The 20,307-nt window shown below is 69.3% G+C and carries 22 protein-coding genes and 1 pseudogene; 12 read left to right on the top strand and 11 right to left on the bottom strand.

Annotated elements, in window-relative coordinates; all coding sequences use genetic code 11:
* Positions 1–64 precede the first annotated feature (64 nt).
* Genes FVO59_RS11630 through FVO59_RS11620 form a run of 3 tightly spaced genes read right to left on the bottom strand, consistent with a single transcriptional unit; the run spans position 65 to position 2,264 of the window.
* A complete protein-coding gene (locus FVO59_RS11630) occupies positions 65–1,360 on the bottom strand; it encodes a GNAT family N-acetyltransferase (protein WP_182252776.1) in 1,296 nt (431 codons plus the stop codon).
* A gap of 44 nt (positions 1,361–1,404) precedes the next feature.
* Complete coding sequence (locus FVO59_RS11625; RefSeq protein WP_182252775.1) at positions 1,405–1,647, bottom strand: zf-HC2 domain-containing protein; 243 nt, start codon at positions 1,645–1,647, stop codon at positions 1,405–1,407.
* Positions 1,644–2,264, bottom strand: coding sequence for a sigma-70 family RNA polymerase sigma factor (locus FVO59_RS11620; RefSeq protein WP_182256764.1), 621 nt, complete (start codon positions 2,262–2,264; stop codon positions 1,644–1,646). The genes FVO59_RS11625 and FVO59_RS11620 overlap by 4 nt, the downstream gene beginning before the upstream one ends.
* 96 nt (positions 2,265–2,360) lie before the next feature.
* On the opposite strand from FVO59_RS11620, the gene aroA reads away from it, so the two are divergent.
* Genes aroA through bcp form a run of 3 tightly spaced genes read left to right on the top strand, consistent with a single transcriptional unit; the run spans position 2,361 to position 5,209 of the window.
* Positions 2,361–3,686, top strand: a complete 1,326-nt coding sequence (aroA, locus tag FVO59_RS11615) for a 3-phosphoshikimate 1-carboxyvinyltransferase (RefSeq protein WP_182252774.1) — start codon at positions 2,361–2,363, stop codon at positions 3,684–3,686.
* Positions 3,683–4,726 (top strand): ribosome small subunit-dependent GTPase A, encoded by a 1,044-nt coding sequence (gene rsgA, locus FVO59_RS11610; RefSeq protein ID WP_182252773.1) that lies wholly within the window; start codon positions 3,683–3,685, stop codon positions 4,724–4,726. The genes aroA and rsgA overlap by 4 nt, the downstream gene beginning before the upstream one ends.
* Positions 4,727–4,735: 9 nt before the next feature.
* Complete coding sequence (gene bcp, locus FVO59_RS11605; protein WP_182252772.1) at positions 4,736–5,209, top strand: thioredoxin-dependent thiol peroxidase; 474 nt, start codon at positions 4,736–4,738, stop codon at positions 5,207–5,209.
* Between the two features lie 3 nt (positions 5,210–5,212).
* Here the strand turns inward: bcp and FVO59_RS16585 are convergent, their stop codons facing one another.
* Positions 5,213–5,401: a hypothetical protein gene (locus FVO59_RS16585; protein ID WP_259363201.1), complete on the bottom strand. Its 189-nt coding sequence runs from the start codon at positions 5,399–5,401 to the stop codon at positions 5,213–5,215.
* Positions 5,359–5,628 carry a hypothetical protein gene (locus FVO59_RS16580; protein WP_259363200.1) on the bottom strand — a complete coding sequence of 90 codons (270 nt, stop codon included), beginning with the start codon at positions 5,626–5,628 and terminating at the stop codon, positions 5,359–5,361. Before FVO59_RS16580 ends, FVO59_RS16585 begins: the two co-directional genes overlap by 43 nt.
* 204 nt (positions 5,629–5,832) lie before the next feature.
* On the opposite strand from FVO59_RS16580, the gene FVO59_RS11595 reads away from it, so the two are divergent.
* Positions 5,833–6,081 (top strand): WhiB family transcriptional regulator, encoded by a 249-nt coding sequence (locus tag FVO59_RS11595; protein ID WP_071641453.1) that lies wholly within the window; start codon positions 5,833–5,835, stop codon positions 6,079–6,081.
* A gap of 90 nt (positions 6,082–6,171) precedes the next feature.
* Here the strand turns inward: FVO59_RS11595 and FVO59_RS11590 are convergent, their stop codons facing one another.
* Positions 6,172–7,650 (bottom strand): sensor histidine kinase, encoded by a 1,479-nt coding sequence (locus FVO59_RS11590; RefSeq protein WP_182252771.1) that lies wholly within the window; start codon positions 7,648–7,650, stop codon positions 6,172–6,174.
* A gap of 53 nt (positions 7,651–7,703) precedes the next feature.
* Complete coding sequence (locus FVO59_RS11585; RefSeq protein ID WP_182252770.1) at positions 7,704–8,099, bottom strand: Rv3235 family protein; 396 nt, start codon at positions 8,097–8,099, stop codon at positions 7,704–7,706.
* Positions 8,100–8,246: 147 nt separating this feature from the next.
* On the opposite strand from FVO59_RS11585, the gene FVO59_RS11580 reads away from it, so the two are divergent.
* Entirely contained in the window at positions 8,247–8,834 is a 588-nt protein-coding gene (locus FVO59_RS11580; RefSeq protein ID WP_182252769.1) for a hypothetical protein, read from the top strand.
* 8 nt (positions 8,835–8,842) lie between these two features.
* Here FVO59_RS11580 and FVO59_RS11575 read toward each other — a convergent pair whose 3' ends face one another.
* Positions 8,843–9,121 (bottom strand): helix-turn-helix domain-containing protein, encoded by a 279-nt coding sequence (locus tag FVO59_RS11575; RefSeq protein WP_182252768.1) that lies wholly within the window; start codon positions 9,119–9,121, stop codon positions 8,843–8,845.
* Between the two features lie 97 nt (positions 9,122–9,218).
* Here FVO59_RS11575 and FVO59_RS11570 point away from each other — a divergent pair, with 97 nt between their 5' ends.
* Together FVO59_RS11570 and FVO59_RS11565 are read left to right on the top strand one after the other, a co-directional pair.
* On the top strand, positions 9,219–9,833 hold the full coding sequence (locus FVO59_RS11570) for a CpaB family protein (protein ID WP_182252767.1): 615 nt from the start codon (positions 9,219–9,221) through the stop codon (positions 9,831–9,833).
* A complete protein-coding gene (locus tag FVO59_RS11565; RefSeq protein WP_182252766.1) occupies positions 9,830–11,059 on the top strand; it encodes a CpaE/TadZ family protein in 1,230 nt (409 codons plus the stop codon). The genes FVO59_RS11570 and FVO59_RS11565 overlap by 4 nt, the downstream gene beginning before the upstream one ends.
* Here FVO59_RS11565 and FVO59_RS11560 read toward each other — a convergent pair.
* From FVO59_RS11560 to FVO59_RS11550, 3 genes and pseudogenes are all read right to left on the bottom strand, one after another.
* Positions 11,007–12,228 (bottom strand): annotated as a pseudogene (locus FVO59_RS11560) (pyridoxal phosphate-dependent aminotransferase). The gene FVO59_RS11565 and the pseudogene FVO59_RS11560 overlap by 53 nt on opposite strands.
* Positions 12,209–12,895 carry a GntR family transcriptional regulator gene (locus tag FVO59_RS11555; protein WP_182252765.1) on the bottom strand — a complete coding sequence of 229 codons (687 nt, stop codon included), beginning with the start codon at positions 12,893–12,895 and terminating at the stop codon, positions 12,209–12,211. Before FVO59_RS11555 ends, FVO59_RS11560 begins: the two are co-directional and overlap by 20 nt.
* 35 nt (positions 12,896–12,930) lie before the next feature.
* On the bottom strand, positions 12,931–13,926 hold the full coding sequence (locus FVO59_RS11550) for a carbamate kinase (protein ID WP_259363196.1): 996 nt from the start codon (positions 13,924–13,926) through the stop codon (positions 12,931–12,933).
* A gap of 104 nt (positions 13,927–14,030) precedes the next feature.
* Here FVO59_RS11550 and FVO59_RS11545 point away from each other — a divergent pair, with 104 nt between their 5' ends.
* Genes FVO59_RS11545 through FVO59_RS11525 form a run of 5 tightly spaced genes read left to right on the top strand, consistent with a single transcriptional unit; the run spans position 14,031 to position 20,193 of the window.
* The gene (locus FVO59_RS11545; RefSeq protein ID WP_182252764.1) at positions 14,031–14,969 is read left to right on the top strand and encodes an oxamate carbamoyltransferase subunit AllH family protein; all 939 of its coding nucleotides are present in this window, start codon (positions 14,031–14,033) and stop codon (positions 14,967–14,969) included.
* Positions 14,966–15,574: an ankyrin repeat domain-containing protein gene (locus FVO59_RS11540; RefSeq protein WP_182252763.1), complete on the top strand. Its 609-nt coding sequence runs from the start codon at positions 14,966–14,968 to the stop codon at positions 15,572–15,574. Before FVO59_RS11545 ends, FVO59_RS11540 begins: the two co-directional genes overlap by 4 nt.
* A gap of 19 nt (positions 15,575–15,593) precedes the next feature.
* Positions 15,594–17,144: an acyl-CoA synthetase FdrA gene (gene fdrA, locus FVO59_RS11535; RefSeq protein ID WP_182252762.1), complete on the top strand. Its 1,551-nt coding sequence runs from the start codon at positions 15,594–15,596 to the stop codon at positions 17,142–17,144.
* Complete coding sequence (locus FVO59_RS11530) at positions 17,144–18,568, top strand: YlbE family protein (RefSeq protein WP_259363194.1); 1,425 nt, start codon at positions 17,144–17,146, stop codon at positions 18,566–18,568. Before fdrA ends, FVO59_RS11530 begins: the two co-directional genes overlap by 1 nt.
* Positions 18,565–20,193: a SulP family inorganic anion transporter gene (locus tag FVO59_RS11525; RefSeq protein WP_220465667.1), complete on the top strand. Its 1,629-nt coding sequence runs from the start codon at positions 18,565–18,567 to the stop codon at positions 20,191–20,193. The genes FVO59_RS11530 and FVO59_RS11525 overlap by 4 nt, the downstream gene beginning before the upstream one ends.
* The last annotated feature ends 114 nt before the right edge of the window (positions 20,194–20,307 follow it).

Here is a 20,307-nt window from a genome sequence, read left to right as displayed (position 1 = left end):
ATGCTCCGCAGATCGACCGGATCCCGTCGTTCGCGCGGAACATATCCCGAGCGCGGCGCCGCGTTCAGTACCAGATTCCGAGATGGGGCGCGGGCTGCGTGCTGAACGCAGCCGACAGCGCGGCTGCGGCCGCGGCGTCGCCGTCGATGCGTCCTGCTGCGGCGAGCTGGGCCGCAGGCACTCCACCGGCGTACACGGCCGAGAGCTCGGCCACGCCGAGGCTGATGTCGTGGTCGGCGTCGGTCGACTCGACCGAGCATCGTCCCGCGGCGTCGACGCGCACCCGCCAGGTGCCATGGGCGAATCCGAGCTGGTCGGTGACGCGGAGCACGAGGTCGAGCGGCCCACTGTATGTGCGCGCCGTCAACGCGGCCGGAACGTCGAGCACGCGCAGCCAGCCGTGGTCGTGCACCTCGGTCTTCACGGCGCGCGGATCGGCGACCAGCCAGGGCAGCGGGTCGTCGATCGGGCGCAGATCGACGACCGCGCTGGTGACGAGATCATGCTGGACGACGAACTGCCAGATGGCGCGCAGCGCCTCGTCCGAGGTCGTGATGATGGTGCGGATGCGCATCTCGGAGCGGAATGCCCCGGGCTGCTCGGCGAGGGTGTAGGCCATCGCCCCCTGCACGACGCCGTCTGCGTCGGTGAAGCGAACGCCGCGCACGGCGGCCGCCTCCTTGTCTCCCTCCGACAGCCCCGACATCCGCATCCATCGTCCGCGCCAGCCGGAGATCTGCCCGGATCGCGTCCCCCTGGTCGCCTCGTGCAGGCGCTCCAGATCGTCGGTCAGGGTCTGCTTGTCGACGTAGGCGATCCGACCGGCCGTCACCGGTCGTCCCGACCAGCCGGCGCGCGCCGTGTCGATCGTGAAGCGCACTACCGGCACTGCAGGCCCGAAGCCGTAGCGGCCGTAGATCGTCGCCTCGGTCACAGTGAGTCCCGCGACCGGCACCCCTGCGGTCGCGGCCGCGCGCAGCTCGCCTTCGAGAAGGTTGCGCGCGATGCCGCGACGGCGATGGGTGCCGGCGACGGTGACCGAGCTGATCGCCCACATGTCGACCTCGCCGCCCGGCAGGGTGAGGGGCGCGATCCAGCTGTTCACGGTCGCGACCGGCCAGTCGCCAGCCGCCTCGTCGAACACCCCGATGTTGCGACGCGTACGCATCGTCTCTCGCATCTGCGTCAGCTGAGCCCCGGTCGGCTCCTCGTCGAGGAATCCGCGCGCGTCTGCACGGAGGAAGGCCTCGCCATCGGCGGCGTCATCCATGTCGACGATGCGGTAACGCAGCCCGCTCTCGCTCAGACGCTGCTCCGATAGAGGATCGACGGGCACCGCATTCTGATTCACGGCGGTCATGAACCCACCCTATGCGCCGGGTCGGGCACCGGGCGGTCTGCGGCTCAGTGTGCGGCCTGAGCGGCGCGCAGCCGCGCCATCACCTGATCGCGCAGCTCCTCGGGAGCGGTCTCCTTGCAGGCGCGCGCGACGACCTCGGTGAGGGTCTTCGCGACCAGCGCCTCATCCTTGCACGATTCGCAGTTCTCGAGGTGCTCGCGGATCTCGGTGTGGCCGGTGCGGCACACCTCGTTGCGGAGATACTCCTCCAGATCCCGGCGCGCCTTCTCGCAGCCGCAGTCGCTCATTTCCTGCTCCTCGGTTCGGCCGCCCGGATTCCCCGTTCAGCGGCGTAGTCGGCCAGCAGCTCGCGGAGCATTCGCCTGCCACGGTGCAGGCGGCTCATCACGGTGCCGATGGGGGTCTTCATGATGTCGGCGATCTCCTGATAGGAGAATCCCTCGACATCGGCGAGGTAGACCGCGAGACGGAAGTCCTCGGGCACCTCCTGCAGCGCGTCCTTCACGACCGATGCGGGCATCCGGTCGATCGCCTCCGCCTCCGCGGAGCGGCTGTGCGATGCGGTGGTCGACTCGGCCCCGCCCAGCTGCCAGTCCTCGAGCTCATCGATCGTGCCCTGGAACGGCTCGCGCTGCCGCTTGCGGTAGATGTTGATGTACGTGTTGGTGAGGATGCGGTACAGCCAGGCCTTCAGGTTGGTGCCCTGGGAGAAGGTCGACCACGCTCCGTAGGCCTTCACGAATGTCTCCTGCACGAGGTCAGCGGCATCCGCGGGGTTGCGCGTCATGCGCATGGCCGCCGCGTAGAGCTGGTCCATGAAGGGGATCGCCTGCTCCTCGAAGTCGCGTCGAGGATCGCTGGAAGCTGTCTCGTCCATCACGGGCCAGTCTAGGCGGGAGAGCATGTCGACATCGGTGTCGTCGATGCGGTCGATCAGGGCGGTCGACGTCATGCGTCTTCTCCTCTCCGTCTGTCGCGGGCTTCACTAGGCTTAGAACCGATGAGCACTGAACGGTATTCCCCCGCCCCCGCTCGAGGCAGCTACCTCGCGCCGGACGTCGACCATGCTGTGCACGCGTCCGTCACGATCCCCGGCTCGAAGTCGCTCACCAACCGCGAACTGGTGATAGCGGCGATCGCCGACGGTCCAGGTCGCCTCATCCGTCCGCTGCACTCCGACGACTCGCGGCGCATGGTCGACGCGCTTCGCCTGCTGGGCGTCGGCATCGAGGAGGCACCCTCCGACGGCGAGTTCGGACCCGACCTCGTGGTCACGCCGGCGCACCTGCGCGGCGGAGTGACCATCGACTGCGGCCAGGCGGGCACCGTGATGCGCTTCATCGCTCCGCTCGCCGGTCTCGCCGACGACGAGATCCACCTCACCGCGCACGAGAGCGCGCTGCATCGCCCGATGGGCGCACTGATCACCGGGCTGCGCGACCTCGGCGTCGACATCGACGACGAGGGCACCTGGTCGCTTCCGTTCACCGTGCGCGGGCACGGGCGCATCCGCGGGGGACGCGTCGAGATCGACGCCTCAGGCTCCAGCCAGTTCGTGTCGGGGCTGCTTCTCGCAGCACCCCGTTTCGACGTGGGTCTTCACCTCGTGCACACCGGCGATCGGCTGCCGAGCCTGCCGCACATCGACATGACCATCGAGTCGCTCAGCCGTCGCGGCATCCGCATCGAACGACCCGCCACCGGCGAGTGGCTGGTCGAGGCGGGCGTCCCGCGGGCCAAGGACGTCGCGATCGAACCCGACCTCTCCAACGCCGCCCCCTTCCTCGCCGCAGCACTGGTGACCGGCGGCGAGGTCACCATCACGGGCTGGCCGCTGCACTCCACCCAGCCCGGCGCCCTGCTGCCCGATATCCTGCACGCACTCGGCGGGCACACCAGCCGCCACGGCGGCGCACTCACCGTGCGGGCCGGGGACGGCATCCGCGGGCTCGACATCGACCTGTCGGCGGCGAGCGAGCTGACGCCGACGATCGTCGGGCTGGCCGCCTTCGCCGATGGTCCGACCACCATCCGCGGAGTCGGACACATCCGCATGCACGAGACAGATCGCATCTCGGCCCTGGTGAACAACCTGCGCGCGCTCGGCGGAGATGCCGAGGAGCTCTCGGACGGCCTGAGGATCACGCCCCGTCCGCTTCACGGTGGCGTGTGGCCCGCGCATCACGACCACCGGATGGCCACCACGGGCGCCCTGATCGGCTTGCGCGTGCCCGGTGTGGAGATCGACGACATCGGCACCACGGCGAAGACCTTGCCCGAGTTCACGATGCTGTGGGAGCGGATGCTGAAGGGCGCCATCGCGTGAGCTGGCTCGGCGACGACGACGACCTCGACGAACTCGAGGAGTTCGACGAGAGCCGCATCCGCACCCGCCCGAACCCGAAGGCCAACCGGCCGCGCACGAAGCGCAGGCCCGCCCACGACGATGCTGAGATCGGCCGCATCCTCGGCGTCGATCGCGGCAGGTACAGCGTGCTGCTGGGCGAGGACACCCCCGACGAGCGCATGGTGACTGCGGCCAGGGCCCGCGAGCTGCGCCGCACCCCGATCGTCACCGGCGACCTCGCGCGCGTCGTCGGCGACCGCTCGGGCGACGAGGGCACCCTCGCTCGCATCGTCGGCATCGTCGAGCGCACCTCGCTGCTGCGCCGCAGCGCCGATGACACCGACCAGGTCGAGCGGGTCATCGTCGCGAACGCGGATCAGATGCTCATCGTCGTCGCCGCAGCCGACCCCGAGCCTCGCGCTCGTCTTGTCGACCGTTATCTCGTGGCCGCGCTCGATGCGGGCATCCGTCCGCTGCTCGTCGTGACGAAGACCGACCTCGCCGATCCGGCCGAGTTCCTCTCGCACTTCGACGGGCTCGAGCTGACGGTCTTCACCAGCGCGCGGGGAAGGATGCCGGTCGACGAGATCGGCGAGGCGCTGGTGGGCCACTCGACGGTGTTCGTCGGCCACTCCGGCGTGGGGAAGTCGACGCTCGTCAACGCACTGGTGCCCGACGCTCGGCGCGCGACCGGGCACGTCAACGAAGTCACCGGCCGCGGCCGGCACACCTCCTCGTCGACCGTGTCGCTGCGCTACACGGGGCAGGACGGCGGCGGATGGGTGATCGACACCCCCGGCGTCCGCTCGTTCGGACTCGGTCACGTCGATCCGGCCAACATCCTGACGGCCTACACGGAGCTCGCCGAGATCGCCGCGGACTGCCCTCGTGGATGCACGCATCTGCCCGATGCCGAGGACTGCGCGCTGAACGAGGCAGCCGCCGACGGCACGCTCAGCGAGACCGGCAGGGGGCGTCTCGAATCGCTGCAGAGGCTGCTGGCCACCTTCGCCGGATAGGCTGGAGGGGTGACGACACGCCTGGAACCCGGTACCTCCGCCCCCGACTTCTCGCTGCTCGATCAGGACGGACGATCCGTCTCCCTCGCAGATCTGCGCGGGCAGAAGGTCATCCTCTACTTCTACCCGGCGGCGATGACTCCCGGGTGCACGACGCAGGCGTGCGACTTCCGCGACAGCATCGCGTCCCTGCAGGGAGCCGGATACACCGTCGTCGGCGTCTCCCGTGACGAGCCCGAGAAGCTCAAGGCCTTCCGCGAACGCGACGGACTCACCTTCACCCTGCTCAGCGACCCGGAACACGCCGTGCACTCGGCGTACGGCGTATGGGGCGAGAAGATGAACTACGGCAAGGTCATCGAGGGCGTCATCCGCTCGACTTTCGTCATCGACGAGCACGGCGCGGTCTCGCTCGCGCAGTACAACGTGAAGGCGACCGGGCATGTCGCCCGCCTGCGCAAGGCGCTCGGCGTCGACGCCTGAACGTCAGACGCCGTCGCGAGGATCGTCTTCGCGGCGCAGCCGCGGGTCGGATGCGCCGTCGCGCCGCGTCGCGCTGATCAGCAGCACCAGCCCGATCAGCGCGGTGCCGCCGACGCCCAGCGTGAACAGCCACACCTTGGGCTCGATGCTCAGGGACGCCAGCCCGAGCGCGACGCCGAGCACCTGGAACACCACTCCCCCGAGCGCGCCCATGAGGCACGTCGCAGGGTGCCCCACGAGAACGCGCCGAGTGCCGCTGCGGCGAGCAGGGTGAGCACGATGAGCGCTATGCCGCCGATGTCCGACGACGTCTGACCCGCCCCGAGCGCGGAGATCTCGATGAGACCCACCACCCCGAGCGCGACGGCCTCGAGGGCCAGGACGATGGCTGCGGCGAAGGTCGGACCGGACGGGCGCACTCGGGCTCCTCTCAAGAGCTGTCAGAAAACCCTTGATTTCAGTTTATTTCTGTAACACAATAGTCAAAGCCATGTGCTCCCACATCGGAGTGGGGCGGGCGAGAGCCCGTATCACCAGGGTAGCCGACCCCGATCCGCTACCCGATCTGCGCGCCGCATCGACGGCGCCCCGCACCGAAACACCAATTTCTGAGGAGCCCCTGTATGGACTGGCGCGACAAAGCAGCCTGCCTGACCGTCGACCCCGAGCTGTTCTTCCCCGTCGGGAACACCGGACCGGCCGTCGACCAGATCGAGAAGGCCAAGGCCGTGTGCGCCACCTGCACCGTCACCGAGATCTGCCTGCAGTACGCCCTCGAGTCCGGTCAGGATTCGGGCGTGTGGGGCGGGCTCTCCGAAGACGAGCGTCGCGCGCTCAAGCGCCGCGCCGCTCGTGCCCGTCGCGCAGGCTGACGCGCGCACGAGCTCGCGCTCGCGCACGAACGAGAAGCGCCGGTCCCCCTCGGGGGCGACCGGCGCTTCGTGCATCTGCGCGTGCGGGCCTCAGATGGAGATCCACCGCATGGGGATCTCTATCACGACCTCGGTCCCCTCCCCTTCAGCGCCCTTCCACTCGATGCTGCCGCTCAGCTCGCCCTGGATCAGGGTGCGCACGATCTGCGTGCCGAGGCCCTGACCGACCCGACCCTCCGGGAGCCCGTGGCCGCTGTCGGCGACCGTCACCCGCAGCAGCTCGGAGGTTCGAGTCGCCTCGATGCGGACGATCCCCTCCTGGCCGGCGAGGCCGTGCTCGACCGCGTTCGTGACCACCTCTGTGAGAGCCAGCGCCAGTGGTGTCGCGTACTCGCTCGGCAGCACGCCGAAGCGTCCTTCGAGCTGCGTCCTCGCGCGGGTGTTGGGCGCGGCGGCGACCTCGGCCACCAGCTTGAGAACCCGGTCGAAGACCTCGTCGAAGTCGACCGTCTGCGCGAGCCCGCTCGCGAGCGTGTCGTGCACGACGGCGATCGACTCGACCCGGCGCATCGCCTGGGTCAGCGCGTCACGTGCTTCGTCGGAGTGCGTGCGACGCGCCTGGATGCGCAGCAGCGAGGCGACGGTCTGCAGGTTGTTCTTCACCCGGTGGTGGATCTCGCGGATCGTGGCGTCCTTGGTGATCAGCTCCTGCTCCTGATGACGCAGCTCCGACACGTCGCGGCACAGCACGATGGCGCCGATCCTGGTGCCGTGATCCTTCAGGGGGATGGCCCGAAGCGACACGGTGACGCCCCTGGCCTCCATGTCGGTGCGCCACGGCGCTCGCCCGGTGACGACCACGGGCAGCGATTCGTCGACCTGACGTGACGGCGGCACCAGCCGGGTGGTGACCTCGGCGAGCGACTCCCCCTCGAGCTCGTCGTCGAACCCCATCCGGTTGAAGGCGGAGAGCGCGTTCGGGCTCGCGAAGGTGGTGATGCCGTCGACGTCGAGGCGGATCAGCCCGTCGGACGCGCGGGGCGCACCCCGGCGCGGGGCGGTGGGAGCAGCGAGGTCGGGGAACTCACCCGAGGTGATCATCTGGAACAGGTCGTTCGCGCATTCGTCGAAGCTGATCTGCTGGCGAGACGGCATCCGGACCTCGCCGAGGTTCGTGTGCCGTGTGAGGACGCCGATGACGCGGCCCTCGTCCTTGCCCTCCCGTCGGCGGATAGGGACCGCGCGCACCCGTGTGGGGGTCTCCTCGAACCAGTCGGGAGAGGAGGAGTCGACGATAGCGCCCGACTCGAACGCGGACTGCACCTGGGTGCGCCACTGCGGGCGCACCTTCTCTCCGACCAGGTCCCGGTAGAAGAGCGTCGCGGCTCCGCTCGGCCGTGAGTGGGTGACCGCGATGAACGACCCGTCGGATGTCTTGATCCAGATCACCATGTCGGCGGATGAGAGATCCGCCAGCAGCTGGCCGTCGCCGGCCAGACGATGAAGCCATTCGACGTCGGCGTCGGTGAGGAGCCCCTGGGCGTGGACGAGGTCGCTGAGTGTTGACACGGATTCAGCCTACTGGGGCGGTAGCCACGGGCTTCCGCAGCGACGGGGTGCACTCAGAGGATGGCGAGTGAGCTCGCGCGCCATCGGCTGTCGAAGCCCTCGAGGCGGATCGCGACGGCACGTGTCCGTCCCGGTCCCGCCACGACGACCACCGCTTCGATGACGTTGTCGACCGGGGCGCTCTCACGAATCGAGAGGATCTGGAAGCTCGGCCGCGTGGGTGCCTGATTGCGTGCGCTCCTGGCGCGCGCCGACAGATTCGCCCTGGTCACGAGCGCGCGGAACGCGTCTTCGCTGAACCAGCGGGCCAGCTGGTCGACCTCGCGCACACCGGCGAGGACCTCCAGTGCGCCATGCGTGAGGCTGCGCAGCAGCGGCACCGGATCGGGCAGCTCCGCAGCGGACGTCGGTTGCGGAGCGAAGTACTCGTTCAACGTGGTCGTCGTCATTCCCCGATCCCCCCGGCTCGTGGTGCCCGCCCTTCTTCGCGGCGAACCCCACGAAAGTAGCACACGGCGCCGAACCCGCTCGAAGACCATCCGCCGGCCTGTGGATAACCGGCGCGGGCGCGCATCCTCCTCCTCTACTGTCGAGGCGTGGAATGGGAGCATCTCTTCGACGACCTCGAGGGTCAGCTCGCGGCCGAATGGGAATCGGAGCGCGCGGCACTCGATGCCGAGTCCGAGCGACTGCGCATCGCGAAGCTGACCCTGCGGGATCGCCTGCGCGCGATGAGCGGCGCCAGGGCCGTGCTGGAGCTGCACGGAGGCGAGCGGTGGGACGCCGTGCTGCGTGTCACGGGGGCGGACTGGGTCGGCGCCAGCGCCGGCGACGACCCCCGGCTGCGCATCGCGCCGCTGACCGCGATCGAGTCGCTCGCCGTCGACCACGGAACGCTGCTCGACAGCCTCGCCCCCGACGCACCCGATGACGGCCTGACTGCGCGGATGACTCTCGGCTTCGTCATGCGCGACCTCGCGCGACGCCGCGTTCCCGTGACCGTCGGCACGCGCTCCGGAGACCCCCGCCACGGCACGATCGACCGCGCCGGCGCCGATCATCTCGACCTCGCGCTGCACGATCCGAATGAGGCGCGCAGGCTCCGATCGGTGCGCGGATTCCGCAGCATCCCGTTCGCCGCGCTCAGCTGGGTGAGGGTCGAAGACGCCTCGGCTGCACTATGAAGGGCGGGTCAGTCGCGCCTCAGCGGCGTCGTGCCCCAGACCTCGGGGAAGCTCGCCTCGTTGGACTGCCGCCACAGGGCCATCCGCCGCGACTCCTCGGACTGAGCATCGAGATACTCGGCGAGGCTCGAGTACTCGACCCGCCAGCGCGGCGGCGATCCCAGCTGGGATCCGCGCAGGCGACCATCGTGGACGAGGGCGATGACCTCGTCGACCTCGATGCCGAGCAGCTCCGCGACCTGCGCGGGAGAGAGGAAGCGCGGTTCGGCTCCGGATGCATCTGGCATGCCAGCATTCTCCTCTGTCTGCGGCGCAAAAGCACGGCCGAAACGGCGGCTGTGGAAAACTCCGGCGAGGACCGCCGTCTTCTGTGACGATGTGTGCATGACGCGCTTCCGTGCCCACCGCCCGCTGTTCGGCGACCTGCGATTCGTGATCGGCGTCGTGCTCGTGCTCGCCTCCATCGCCGGCGTGTGGCTCCTGGTGTCGTCGTCGCGTCAGACCGTCCCGGTTCTTCAGGCGACGCGGACGGTGCTGCCGGGTGAGCGGATCAGCTCGGCTGAGCTTCAGGTCGTGGACGTGGGGCTGGGGCCGCTCGCCGACGCCTACCTCGCCCCGCAGAGCCTGGAATCGGGGGCCGTCGCCGTCCGCGCCCTCGCGGCCGGCGAGCTGGTGCCCCTCGCCGCCGTCGGCGATGCGGAGGATCTGCGAACCACGTCCGTCGTGATCAGCAGCACCGCACTCCCGGCCGACGTCGCCCCCGGTACGGCCGTCGAGGTGTGGCACGCCCCGCCGCTCGAGGACGGACGCGCGTTCGAGGAGCCGCGGATCCTCGTGGGCGACGCGGTGGTGGCCGACGTGGCCGAGGAGGAGGGGATGCTCGCGGGCGCACGCATCGACGTCGAGGTCGTCGTCGACAGGGCCGACGTGGCGGACGTGCTCGCGGCGATCACCGGCGGGGATGCCATCTCGCTCGTTCCCACCCTGGCGGGCTCATGACCGATCTGATCATCGTCGACGTCGGCGGCGCCGTCGGCATGCTGGCGACCGACCTCGAACTCGAGGGGGCGCGGGTGACGATCGTGGCGCCGACGGCCCTGCCCGACCTCGCGCTCGACGGCGTGGATGCGCTGCTCGTCCCGCCGACTCGCTCGCTCCTCACAGCCGCGCTGGTCAGCGCCTGCGATCGAGCCGGGGTGCGCCTCGTGCCGATCGGCTCGGACGGCTCCCGCATCACCTCTCGCTTCGGCCTGCCCGAGCCGATCCCACTCGACACCCCCGCCTCGCAGGTGCTGGCCGCGATCGCCGCGGTGGGAGGCGTCGCGGCATCCACCGGATCCGACCGCCCGCCCCGCGTTCTCGCCGTGTGGGGTCCGGAGGGTGCGCCCGGCCGCACCACACTCGCCATCGAGCTGGCCGTGGAGCTGACCAGGGCAGGGCGCAGGACCGCACTGGTGGATGCCGACAGCGTCGCGCCGTCTGTGGCGCTGCAGCTGGGGCTGGGCGACGAGTCGCCCGGGCTCGCCGCCGCGTGCCGGCGAGCGCAGCTCGGAAGCCTCGACGCGGCGGAGCTGGCGCGGCTCGCGGTGCCGGTGGAGACGTCGGCGGGACCGCTCGACGTGCTCGTCGGACTCAACCGGCCGAACCGGTGGCCCGAGCTGGCGCCTGCTCGGCTGCGCACCGTTCTCGCCGTCGCGCGCGGATGGCAGGACGAGATCGTCGTCGACGTCGCGGCGGCGTTCGATGAGGACGACGACCAGCTGGGCCCGGATGCCCCGCAGCGCCACGCCGCCACGTCCGCAGCGCTGCGAGAGGCCGACGCCGTGATCGCCGTGCTCAGCGCCGACCCGCTGGGGGTCAGCCGCTTCCTCCGGGGGTACGCAGAGCTGCGCCACCTCGTGGGGGACGCCCCCGTGACGGTCGTGGCCAACCGAGTGAGGCCCGGCCCGCTCGGCATAGACGCCAGAGGCCAGATCCGACGCACCCTGAGTCGCTTCGCCGGCATCGAGGATGTCGCCTTCGTGCCGCATGATCAGCGCTCCGCCGATGCCGCTGCGCTGCACGCGAGAGCGATCGCCGACGTCTCGCCGCGCTCTCAGCTCGTGGGCGCGGTGCGGCGGGTGGCCGCGGGCCTCGGCGCCCGAGCCGAGGTCACCGCCGGCAGCTCGACAGTCACTGCCGGTAGCTCGAGAGGAAGTTCCCGAGTCGCTCGACGGCCTCGCTGAGCACACGCGCCTCGGGCAGCGTGACCACCCGGAGGTGGTCCGGCGTCGCCCAGTTGAACCCGGTGCCCTGCACGAGCAGGATCTTCTCGGACACGAGGAGGTCGTACACCAGCTTCTCGTCGTCGCGGATCTCGTGCACCTCGGGTCGAGCCGAGGGAACGCGTAGAGCGCACCCTCCGGCTTCACGCAGCTCACTCCGGGGATGGCCTCGAGCCCGGTCCAGGCGATGTCGCGCTGCTCGTGAAGGCGCCCGGTCGGCGCGATCAGCGCATCGATCGACTGCACTCCCCCAGAGCCGCCTGCACGGCGTACTGCGCGGGGACGTTCGGGCACAGGCGAGTGGACGCCAGCAGCGTGATGCCCTCGAGGAATCCTCGTGCGTGCGACTTCGGGCCGGTGACGACCAGCCATCCGGAGCGGTAGCCGGCGACCCGGTAGGTCTTGGACAGCCCGTTGAAGGTGAGGCAGAGCAGATCGGGCGCGAGAGTGGCGGTCGGGATGTGCTGCGCGTCGTCGAACAGGATGCGATCGTAGATCTCGTCAGAGAGCAGCAGCAGCTCGTTCTCGCGGGCGATCTGCACGAGTCCCTCGAGCACCTCCCGCGAGTACACCGCGCCGGTGGGGTTGTTCGGGTTGATGATGACGATCGCCTTGGTGCGCGGCGTCACCTTCGAGCGCACGTCCTCGAGGTCAGGCTGCCAGCCGTTCTCCTCGTCGCAGATGTAGTGCACGGGCGTTCCGCCCGCGAGCGAGGTCATCGCCGTCCACAGCGGGTAGTCCGGCGCAGGGATCAGCACCTCGTCGCCCTCATCGAGCAGGGCCTGCATGACCATCGTGATCAGCTCGGAGACGCCGTTGCCGAGGAAGACGTCGTCGGGGTCGAAGCGCGGGAAGCCCTCGACCTCCTCGTAGCGGCTGACGACTGCGCGTCGGGCCGTGATCACACCCTTGCTGTCGCTGTACCCGTGGGCCGTCGGCAGGGCGGCCAGCATGTCGCGCACGATCTGGTGCGGGGCCTCGAAGCCGAAGGTGGCGGGGTTGCCCGTGTTCAGCTTGAGGATTTGGTGGCCCTCGGCCTCGAGACGGGCCGCCTCGAGAAGAGCCTTGCCCCGGATCTCGTAGAGGACGTTCCTCAGCTTCGACGACTGGTCAAGGGTGCGGCGGGTCATCTCGCAAGGATACCGGGGCGGCGTGCAGCGATGCCGCATGCGACAGCCGCTCGCGGCGGCTGCTGTCGACGTGAGCGTAGGCGAGTTCGCTCGCCCTGTCGCCGTCCCTGTCGCGGATCGCCTCGAACAGGGCGACATGCTCGTCGGCGATGTGCACCAGGTCGTCGTGCTGCACGAGCGACCAGCGCAGCCTGCTGCGGATGCTCTGCATGAGCGCCATGAGCAGTCTGTTGTCCGCCAGCTCGACGACGATCTCATGGAAGTCCGCGGCGGCACGGCGGGAGACGATCGGGTCGTCCTGCGCCGCGCTGTCCTGCTCCTCGTGCAGAGCCAGCTGAAGCCTGTCCAGACCGTCTCGCCGATGGCGCTCCGCCGCGAGCCGGAAGGCCATCGGCTCCAGCACCTGGCGCACCTCGTCGAGATCGGCGAGGTCTGCAGCCGTGAACTCCCGGACGATCGCCCAGGTGCGAGGACGCAGCTCGACGAGCCCCTCGGCCTCGAGCACCTTGAGCGCGTCGCGCACCGGGACACGGCTCACGCCGAACTCGCTGGCGAGATCGCGTTCGATCAGCTTGCTGCCGGGTTCGCGGACCCCGTCGAGGATGGCGTCGCGCAGCCACGACGCGACCCTGCCGGATTCCAGTCCGCGGTCGTCTGCTCTGCTCACAGGTTCATCCTCGCACCTCACGTGCTCGGATCGGGTCAGGCGGACTTCGTCGGGGCGCTCTCGACCCAGCGGATCCCCTCCTTGAGGGTCGGCACGATCTCGGTGCCGATGCGACGCGCCAGCAGGTCGTCGAGACGGTCGAGCGGCCCGATCAGGGCGCGACCGCCCGCACGAGCGACGCGGATGGCTGCGTCGATCTTGGGCTGCATGGACCCCTCGGCAAACGTCATCGCGGCGACAGCGTCTGCCGACGCGGTGTGGATGTCACGCTGCTCGGGTGTGCCCCAGTTCTCGCTGACGTAGTCGCCGTCGGTGAGCATGATGAGGACGTCCGCGCCGATGTCGGCCGCGAGCGCTGCCGACGCGAGGTCCTTGTCGACCACGGCCTGCACGCCCACATGACGCCCCTTCGAGTCGATGCGAACGGGGACACCGCCACCGCCGACGCAGACGGCGAGACTGCCGGCCTCGAGCAGTCGGCGGATCAGCGGCGCCTGGACGATCGACAGCGGATCGGGCGACGGGACGACGCGCCGGAACGCGTTGCCGTCCTTGGCGATGGTCCAGCGGTACTCGGCAGCCGCCTCGGCGGCGTCGTGCGCCGAGTACTGCGGGCCGATGAGCTTGGTGGGGCGCTCGAACGCGGGATCGGACTCGTCGACCACCGTGGTGGTGATGATGCCGGCCACTTCGCGTGCGCCGTTCAGCGCGTTGGAGAGCTCCTGCTGCACGACGTATCCGATCATGCCCTGGGTCTCTGCGCCGAGGATGTCGAGCGGGTAGGCGGCCACGTCCTGGTAGGCGAGGTTCTGCAGCGCCAGCAGACCGACCTGGGGGCCGTTGCCGTGCGTGATGACCATCTCGTTCTCGCTCGCCAGGGCGGCGAGGGCCTCGCAGGTGGAGCGGACGTTGGCCCGCAGGTATTCGGCGGTCATCGGCTCGCCACGACGTGCGAGGGCGTTTCCACCCAGTGCCACCACGATGCGCATTCTGTCTCCCTTGTTGAGGCTGAGCTGGTACTCCAGATTCATGGATGGTATTCCATTTGCACAAATGGTATACCTATACCGAAGACATTTCACAGCATCCGTCCGACTGTCACCACGGGCGGCCCGGATGCCTCGGAGAGAAGACGATGACCCCCGTCGCCACCCCTGTCGCGCTTCGCGCGCACACCTGGGATGCTGCGCTTGAGGAGACGCTCTCAGGCGGCAGCGATGCCCCCGCCGTCGGCGTCGCCGTGCACTCCGTGCACCGGAGCGTGGTCAACATCCGTCGAGGGGCCGCGCTCATCGCACTCGCTCATGAGCGCCTGGACGACGCGCCCTGGACCGTCCGCATCTCCGAGCGGGACTGGCCGGCCGTCGCATCCGCACGGGCAGGCGACGATGTGCTCCTCGCCGACGATGCCGTCGTGCTGCGTCCCGCGGACGACGAGGTTCGCATCGTCCTCGACCCTCGCGACCGCCGCGTGCTCGGCGCCACCACGGGCATCCCCTCGACCGACTCGCTCCGCGGCGCCTGCGCCGTGCTGGACGCCGTGCCCTCCCCCGCCGCCACGACGCCATTCGGCGCTCTCGCGGCCGACGCCCTCGCGGCAGGCATCCACCGACTGCAGGCCTCGGCCCGAGAACTGATCGCGACGGATGCACCCGACGCCGCCGACGCGACCGCCGCGGCCGCCGAGCGGCTTCTCGGGCTGGGCGAGGGGCTGACGCCGTCAGGCGACGACGTGCTCACCGGTCTCGCATTCGTCGCCGCGCATCCCGGATTCGGGCTGAGCACGCTGCTCGCTCCTCTGCGCGCCGCCGCCGCGACCGCCCACCGCCGCACGACCCAGCTGAGCGAGGTCACGCTGCGCGCAGCGCTCGGCGGAAGGGCGCGCCGGCGCATGCACGACCTGATGGACGCTGTCATCTCGGGCGATGCTGCCGCTCTGCGCACCGCCGTCGCCGGCACCGCCGAGATCGGCCACACTTCCGGGCACGACATCCTCACCGGCATCCGCCTGGGCGTCGTGCTCGCCGCATCCCACATCCGACCAATCCCATCCGATCAAGGAGATCATCGATGAGCACTGCACGCACGATCGACGAGCGCTACCTCGACAGCGCCGCCGCAGGAGACCTCGAAGGCGTCAGGGCCGCCCTCGCCGAGGGCGCCGACAAGGACGCGGTCGACCGCGAGGAGGCCACGGCCATCCTCCTGGCCGCACGCGGCGGACACCTCGATGTCGTGCGCGCGCTCATCGCCGAGGGCGTGGACATCGATGCCCAGGATCAGACCTGCTCGAACCCGTTCCTGTTCGGCTGCATCAACGACCAGCTCGAGCTCGTGAAGATGATGGCCGAGGCGGGTGCCGACCTCAAGCGCCTGACCCGCATGGGCGGCAACGGCCTGACCCCCGCGGCCGAGAAGGGTCACCTCGAGGTCGTGCGCTACCTGCTCGAGAACACCCGCATCAACGTGAACCTCACCAACAACCTCGGCTGGACCGCGCTCATCGAGACGATCATCCTCGGCGACGGCGGACCCGTGCGGCAGCAGATCGTCGAGCTCCTGCTCGCACACGGCGCCAAGCCCGGCATGCCCGACCCGTGGGGCACCTCCCCCGCCGACCTCGCCCGCGAGCGCGGCTACGACGAGATCGTCGCGATCCTCGAGAACCACCAGGCCTGACAGACCCGAAAGGACGACGATGACCAGACACATCGAAATCAGGAAGAACACGTACCTCGACTCGGTCTCGCTCATGTCCATGAGCACCAAGGCGAACGCCGTCGACGGCGTCACCCAGGCCCTGCTCGGCATGGCGACCCCGATGAACAAGGAGGTGCTCGCTGGCGTCGGCGTCGACGATCCCGCGATCGACGAGGCCCGCCCCAGCGACCTCATGATCGTCATCGACGCCGCGGACGACGCGCTCGAAGCGGCGATCGCCGCCGTCGACGACATCCTCGCCCGCAAGGACAGGGAGGCCGCGGATGCCCAGGAGGTGCGCTACCGCACCCTCGACGGCGCCTTCCACGAGGCACCGGACACGAACCTCGTGATCATCTCGGTCAACGGCGCATTCGCCGCCCGCGAGGCGCGCAAGGCGCTGAACGCCGGCAAGAACGTGATGATCTTCTCGGACAACGTCTCGGTCGAGGATGAGCTCGCGCTCAAGACCCTCGCGCACGAGAAGGGCCTTATCGTGATGGGCCCGGACTGCGGCACCGCGATCATCAACGGCACCGGCCTGGCCTTCGCCAACGCCGTGCGTCGCGGCAGCATCGGCATCGTGGGCGCCTCGGGCACCGGCAGCCAGGAGGTCTCCGTCCGCATCCACGACTTCGGCGGCGGCGTCTCGCAGCTGATCGGCACCGGCGGGCGCGACCTGAGCACCGAGATCGGCGGCATCTCGATGATCGACGGCATCCGCGCCCTCGACGCCGATCCCGAGACCTCCGTCATCGTCGTCATCTCCAAGCCACCGGCGGAGGACGTCGCCGCGAAGGTGCTCGAGGTGGCGGGGCAGGCGTCCAAGCCCGTCTTCGTGACCTTCCTCGGCTCCGACCGCACCGAGTCGGGGTACGACAACGTCACGATGGTCACCGCAGGCACGAAGCCGCTCGCGATCGCCGCGGTCGTCGCCTCTGGCATCGACGAGTCGACCCTCGACAAGCACCCGCTGAACATCCCGCTCATCGAAGAGGTGCGAGCCAAGCTGGCCCCGGAGCAGAAGTACGTGCGCGGCCTGTTCTGCGGCGGAACCCTGTGCGACGAGTCGATGTTCGCCGCGCTGGCGAAGTACGACAACGTGTACTCGAACATCCAGAAGGACCCGGCGTACCGGATCGGGGCCATGGACGACTCGCGCGAGCACACGTTCCTCGACATGGGCGACGACGACTTCACCAACGGCCGCCCGCACCCGATGATCGACCCGTCGCTGCGCCTGCAGCGGATCGTGGAAGAGGCCAAGGACCCGTCGGTCGGCGTCATCGCGATGGACTTCGTACTCGGCTTCGGCGCACACGCCGACCCGGTCGGCGTCACGATCCCCGCGATCACCGAGGCGAAGGCTATCGCCGCCGAACGCGGTCACCACCTCGAGATCCTCGGTTACGTGCTCGGCACCGACCTCGACACCCCTGCGATCGGCGAGCAGATCGCCCAGCTCGAGGCGGCCGGGGTCACGATCGCCTCCTCCTCAACCAACCTCGGGCTGCTGGCCCGCGAATTCGTCGCGAAGGGTGACAACTGATGAGCGTCAACGACCTGTTCTCCGCGAACCTGAAGCCGGTCAACCTCGGCCTCGACATGTTCGCCGACGACCTGAAGAAGCAGGGCGTCGACCCGGTCCTGATGGACTGGACCCCGCCCGGCGGCGGCGACCCCGACGTGATCGCCGCGCTGAGCCGTCTCGAGGACCCCGCAGTCGCCGAGCGCATCGACGCCGCGAACCAGGTGGCTCTCGATCGCATCCTGTCGGCTCAGCCGTTCCTCGAGGGCTTCGGTCAGGCGATCGACACCGTGCCGGGCATGACGGCCAAGACGATCCTGCACGCCGGACCCCCCATCGAGTTCACCCGGATGTCCGGCCCCATGAAGGGCGCCGTCACCGGCGCACTGGTCTTCGAGGGCCTCGCGAAGGACATCGACGAGGCGTTCGAGCTCGCGGCGTCGGGTGAGATCACCTTCTCGCCGTGCCACGAGCACCAGTCCGTCGGCTCGATGGCCGGAGTGACCAGCGCGAGCATGTGGGTGCACAAGGTCACCAACCGCACGCACGGCAACACCGCCTTCACCAACCTGTCTGAGCAGCTGTCGAAGATCCTGCGCTTCGGCGCCAACGACCAGTCGGTGATCGACCGGCTCAACTGGATGCGCGACGTGTTCGGCCCGATCCTGTCGGCCGCAATGGCACTGAACGAGGACGGTCTCGACCTCCGGCTGATGCTCTCGCAGGCGCTGCACATGGGCGACGAGGCGCACAACCGCAATGTCGCCGGCACGACGCTGCTGATCCAGGCGCTCGCCCCGTACATCCTGGAGACCGACTTCACGACGAAGGAGAAGCGCGAGGTCTTCGACTTCGTCGCCTCATCCGACTACTTCTCAGGCCCGACCTGGATGGTCGCCGCCAAGGCATCCATGGATGCGGCGAACGGCGTCGAGAACTCGACCATCGTCACGACGATGGCGCGCAACGGGGTCGAGTTCGGCATCCGCGTCGCGGGCACGGGCGGACAGTGGTTCACTGGACCGGCCCAGGAGGTGATCGGCCCGATGTTCGCCGGATACACCCGCGACGACTCAGGGCTCGACATGGGCGACTCGGCCATCACCGAGACGTTCGGCATCGGCGGCTTCGCCATGGCCGCAGCCCCCGCGATCGTCGCGCTCGTCGGCGGAACAGTCGACGAGGCGATGGGATACTCGCGCACGATGAACGCGATCACGACGGGCAACAACCCGAACATCACGATCCCTGCGCTCGACTTCATGGGCGTCCCCTCCGGCATCGACGTGCGCAAGGTGATGGAGACCGGGATCCTGCCCGTCATCAACACCGCCATCGCTCATAAAGAGCCCGGCATAGGCATGATCGGCGCAGGCATCACCCACCCGCCGGTGGAGGCGTTCCAGAAGGCGCTGCGCGCCCTTGCAGACACGGTGAAGCCGTGACCGCCGCCGCCCCCGCAGCGGGCACCCAGCTGAAGTGGTGGAAGAAGGGCGACATCGCCGCCTTCTTCGCTCTGTTCACCAACAACCTCACGAACATCATCACCTTCACGGCGCTGCTCACCATGGCCGGTCTGCCCGTGGACATGGTCGTCGGGCGCATCGCGCCCGCGTTCGGTCTCGCGATCCTGATCACATCGTCGATGTACGTCTGGTTCGCCCGACGGCTCGCGGCGAAGGAGGGCCGCGGCGACGTCGTGGCGCTCCCGTCGGGACCGAGCGCGCCGTCGATCTTCACGGTGACGTTCCTCGTCATCCTGCCCGTGTACTCGACGACGCAGGACGCCGAGCTGGCTGTCGGCATCGGTCTGGTCTGGGGCTTCCTCGAAGGACTGATCCTCGTGGTCGGCTCGTTCTTCGGAGACCTTCTGCGCCGCGCCGTGCCTCGCTCCGTGCTGCTCGCCTGCCTCGCCGGTCTCGGCCTGCTGCTGCTGGCGATGAACCCGATGCTGCAGAGCTTCCAGTTCCCCGTGGTCGCCTTCCTCGTGCTGGTGATCGTCTTCATGAACTGGTTCGGCCGCGCGCCGTTCCTCGGCAAGGTCCCCACCGGGCTGCTGCTGCTCATCGTCGGCACGGCGGCCGCATGGGCGTTCGGGCTGCAGACGCCCGAAGCCGTCCAGGCCGCACTCGTGCACGCGGGCTGGCACCCGCCGCAGGTGTCGATCGGCAGCTTCTTCGACGGGATCGCGCACTCGGCTCCGTTCCTGGCCTCGGCTGTACCGCTGGCTCTCGCCAACTACGTCTTCGACCTCGAGAACATCGAGGCCGCAGAGGCGGCGGGCGACCACTACAGCGCTCGTCCGGTCATGCTGGTGAACGGCGGAGCGACCATGGTCGGCGCGCTGATGGGAAACCCGTACCCCGTGACGGTGTACATCGGACACACCGCATACAAGGAGATGGGCGCGGGCATCGGCTACACGATGCTCAACGGCATCACGATGTTCGCCGTCGGTCTGTTCGGCATGAGCGCGCTGCTGCTGTCGATCGTGCCGATGGCCGCGATCGCGCCGATCCTCATCTACATCGGCATCGTCACCGCCGCGCAGTCGGTGCGCGAGACGCCGAAGGTGGAGCTGCCCGTCATCTTCGTCGCGCTCTTCCCGTGGATCGCGAACTGGGCGAACAGCCTGATCAACAACACGCTGAAGTCGGTCGGCACCAATGCGGCCGAAGTCGGGGCCGAGGCGCTCAACGGCGCAGGCACCTACTTCACCGGCATCGCCGCGCTGGGCAACGGCGCACCGCTGTCGTCGCTGCTGTGGGGCATGATCGCGATCTTCGCGATCCGCAACCTGCCCCTTCAGGGCGCGATCATCAGCGCCCTCGCCGGGATCCTGTCACTCTTCGGCGTGATCCACGACAGCGTGCCCGGTCTGCCTGACGCGTTCGCGCTGAGCGACACGCACGTGCTGTTCCTCGTCTCCTACCTGATGGTGGGTGTGCTGTTCCTGGCCAAGTGGCTGCAGGATCGCATCACCGGCGAGACAGTGACCTTCGGGGCGAACGACGAGCTCACGCTGAGCAGCGCCGTCGCGCCGTCGCTGATCCAGTCCTCCAAGGACTGACCCCTCCGGCGGGCCCGGGAGAGCACCGCTCCCGGGTCTTCGTCGAGTCCCTGGCGCAGGTCGACGACCTCGCCGCCTCTCGGGGCCGACCATCGGCTTCGGGAGCTGCGTCCT

This window comes from Microbacterium esteraromaticum (assembly GCF_014084045.1).
GTDB lineage: Bacteria > Actinomycetota > Actinomycetes > Actinomycetales > Microbacteriaceae > Microbacterium > Microbacterium esteraromaticum_D.
Note: the sequence above shows the minus strand (reverse complement) of the source record. Positions and strands in the feature narration are given on the sequence as shown.

Coding starts and splice junctions, on each gene's coding strand:
- FVO59_RS11630 (WP_182252776.1), bottom strand. CDS start 1,360: ATGACCGCCGTGAATCAGAATGCGGTGCCCGTCGATCCTCTATCGGAG.
- FVO59_RS11550 (WP_259363196.1), bottom strand. CDS start 13,926: ATGAATCTGGAGTACCAGCTCAGCCTCAACAAGGGAGACAGAATGCGC.
- FVO59_RS11530 (WP_259363194.1), top strand. CDS start 17,144: ATGAGCGTCAACGACCTGTTCTCCGCGAACCTGAAGCCGGTCAACCTC.
- aroA (WP_182252774.1), top strand. CDS start 2,361: ATGAGCACTGAACGGTATTCCCCCGCCCCCGCTCGAGGCAGCTACCTC.
- FVO59_RS11570 (WP_182252767.1), top strand. CDS start 9,219: ATGACGCGCTTCCGTGCCCACCGCCCGCTGTTCGGCGACCTGCGATTC.
- FVO59_RS11540 (WP_182252763.1), top strand. CDS start 14,966: ATGAGCACTGCACGCACGATCGACGAGCGCTACCTCGACAGCGCCGCC.
- FVO59_RS11585 (WP_182252770.1), bottom strand. CDS start 8,099: ATGACGACGACCACGTTGAACGAGTACTTCGCTCCGCAACCGACGTCC.
- FVO59_RS11595 (WP_071641453.1), top strand. CDS start 5,833: ATGGACTGGCGCGACAAAGCAGCCTGCCTGACCGTCGACCCCGAGCTG.
- FVO59_RS11625 (WP_182252775.1), bottom strand. CDS start 1,647: ATGAGCGACTGCGGCTGCGAGAAGGCGCGCCGGGATCTGGAGGAGTAT.
- FVO59_RS11565 (WP_182252766.1), top strand. CDS start 9,830: ATGACCGATCTGATCATCGTCGACGTCGGCGGCGCCGTCGGCATGCTG.
- FVO59_RS11575 (WP_182252768.1), bottom strand. CDS start 9,121: ATGCCAGATGCATCCGGAGCCGAACCGCGCTTCCTCTCTCCCGCGCAG.
- FVO59_RS11545 (WP_182252764.1), top strand. CDS start 14,031: ATGACCCCCGTCGCCACCCCTGTCGCGCTTCGCGCGCACACCTGGGAT.
- FVO59_RS11620 (WP_182256764.1), bottom strand. CDS start 2,264: ATGCTCTCCCGCCTAGACTGGCCCGTGATGGACGAGACAGCTTCCAGC.
- fdrA (WP_182252762.1), top strand. CDS start 15,594: ATGACCAGACACATCGAAATCAGGAAGAACACGTACCTCGACTCGGTC.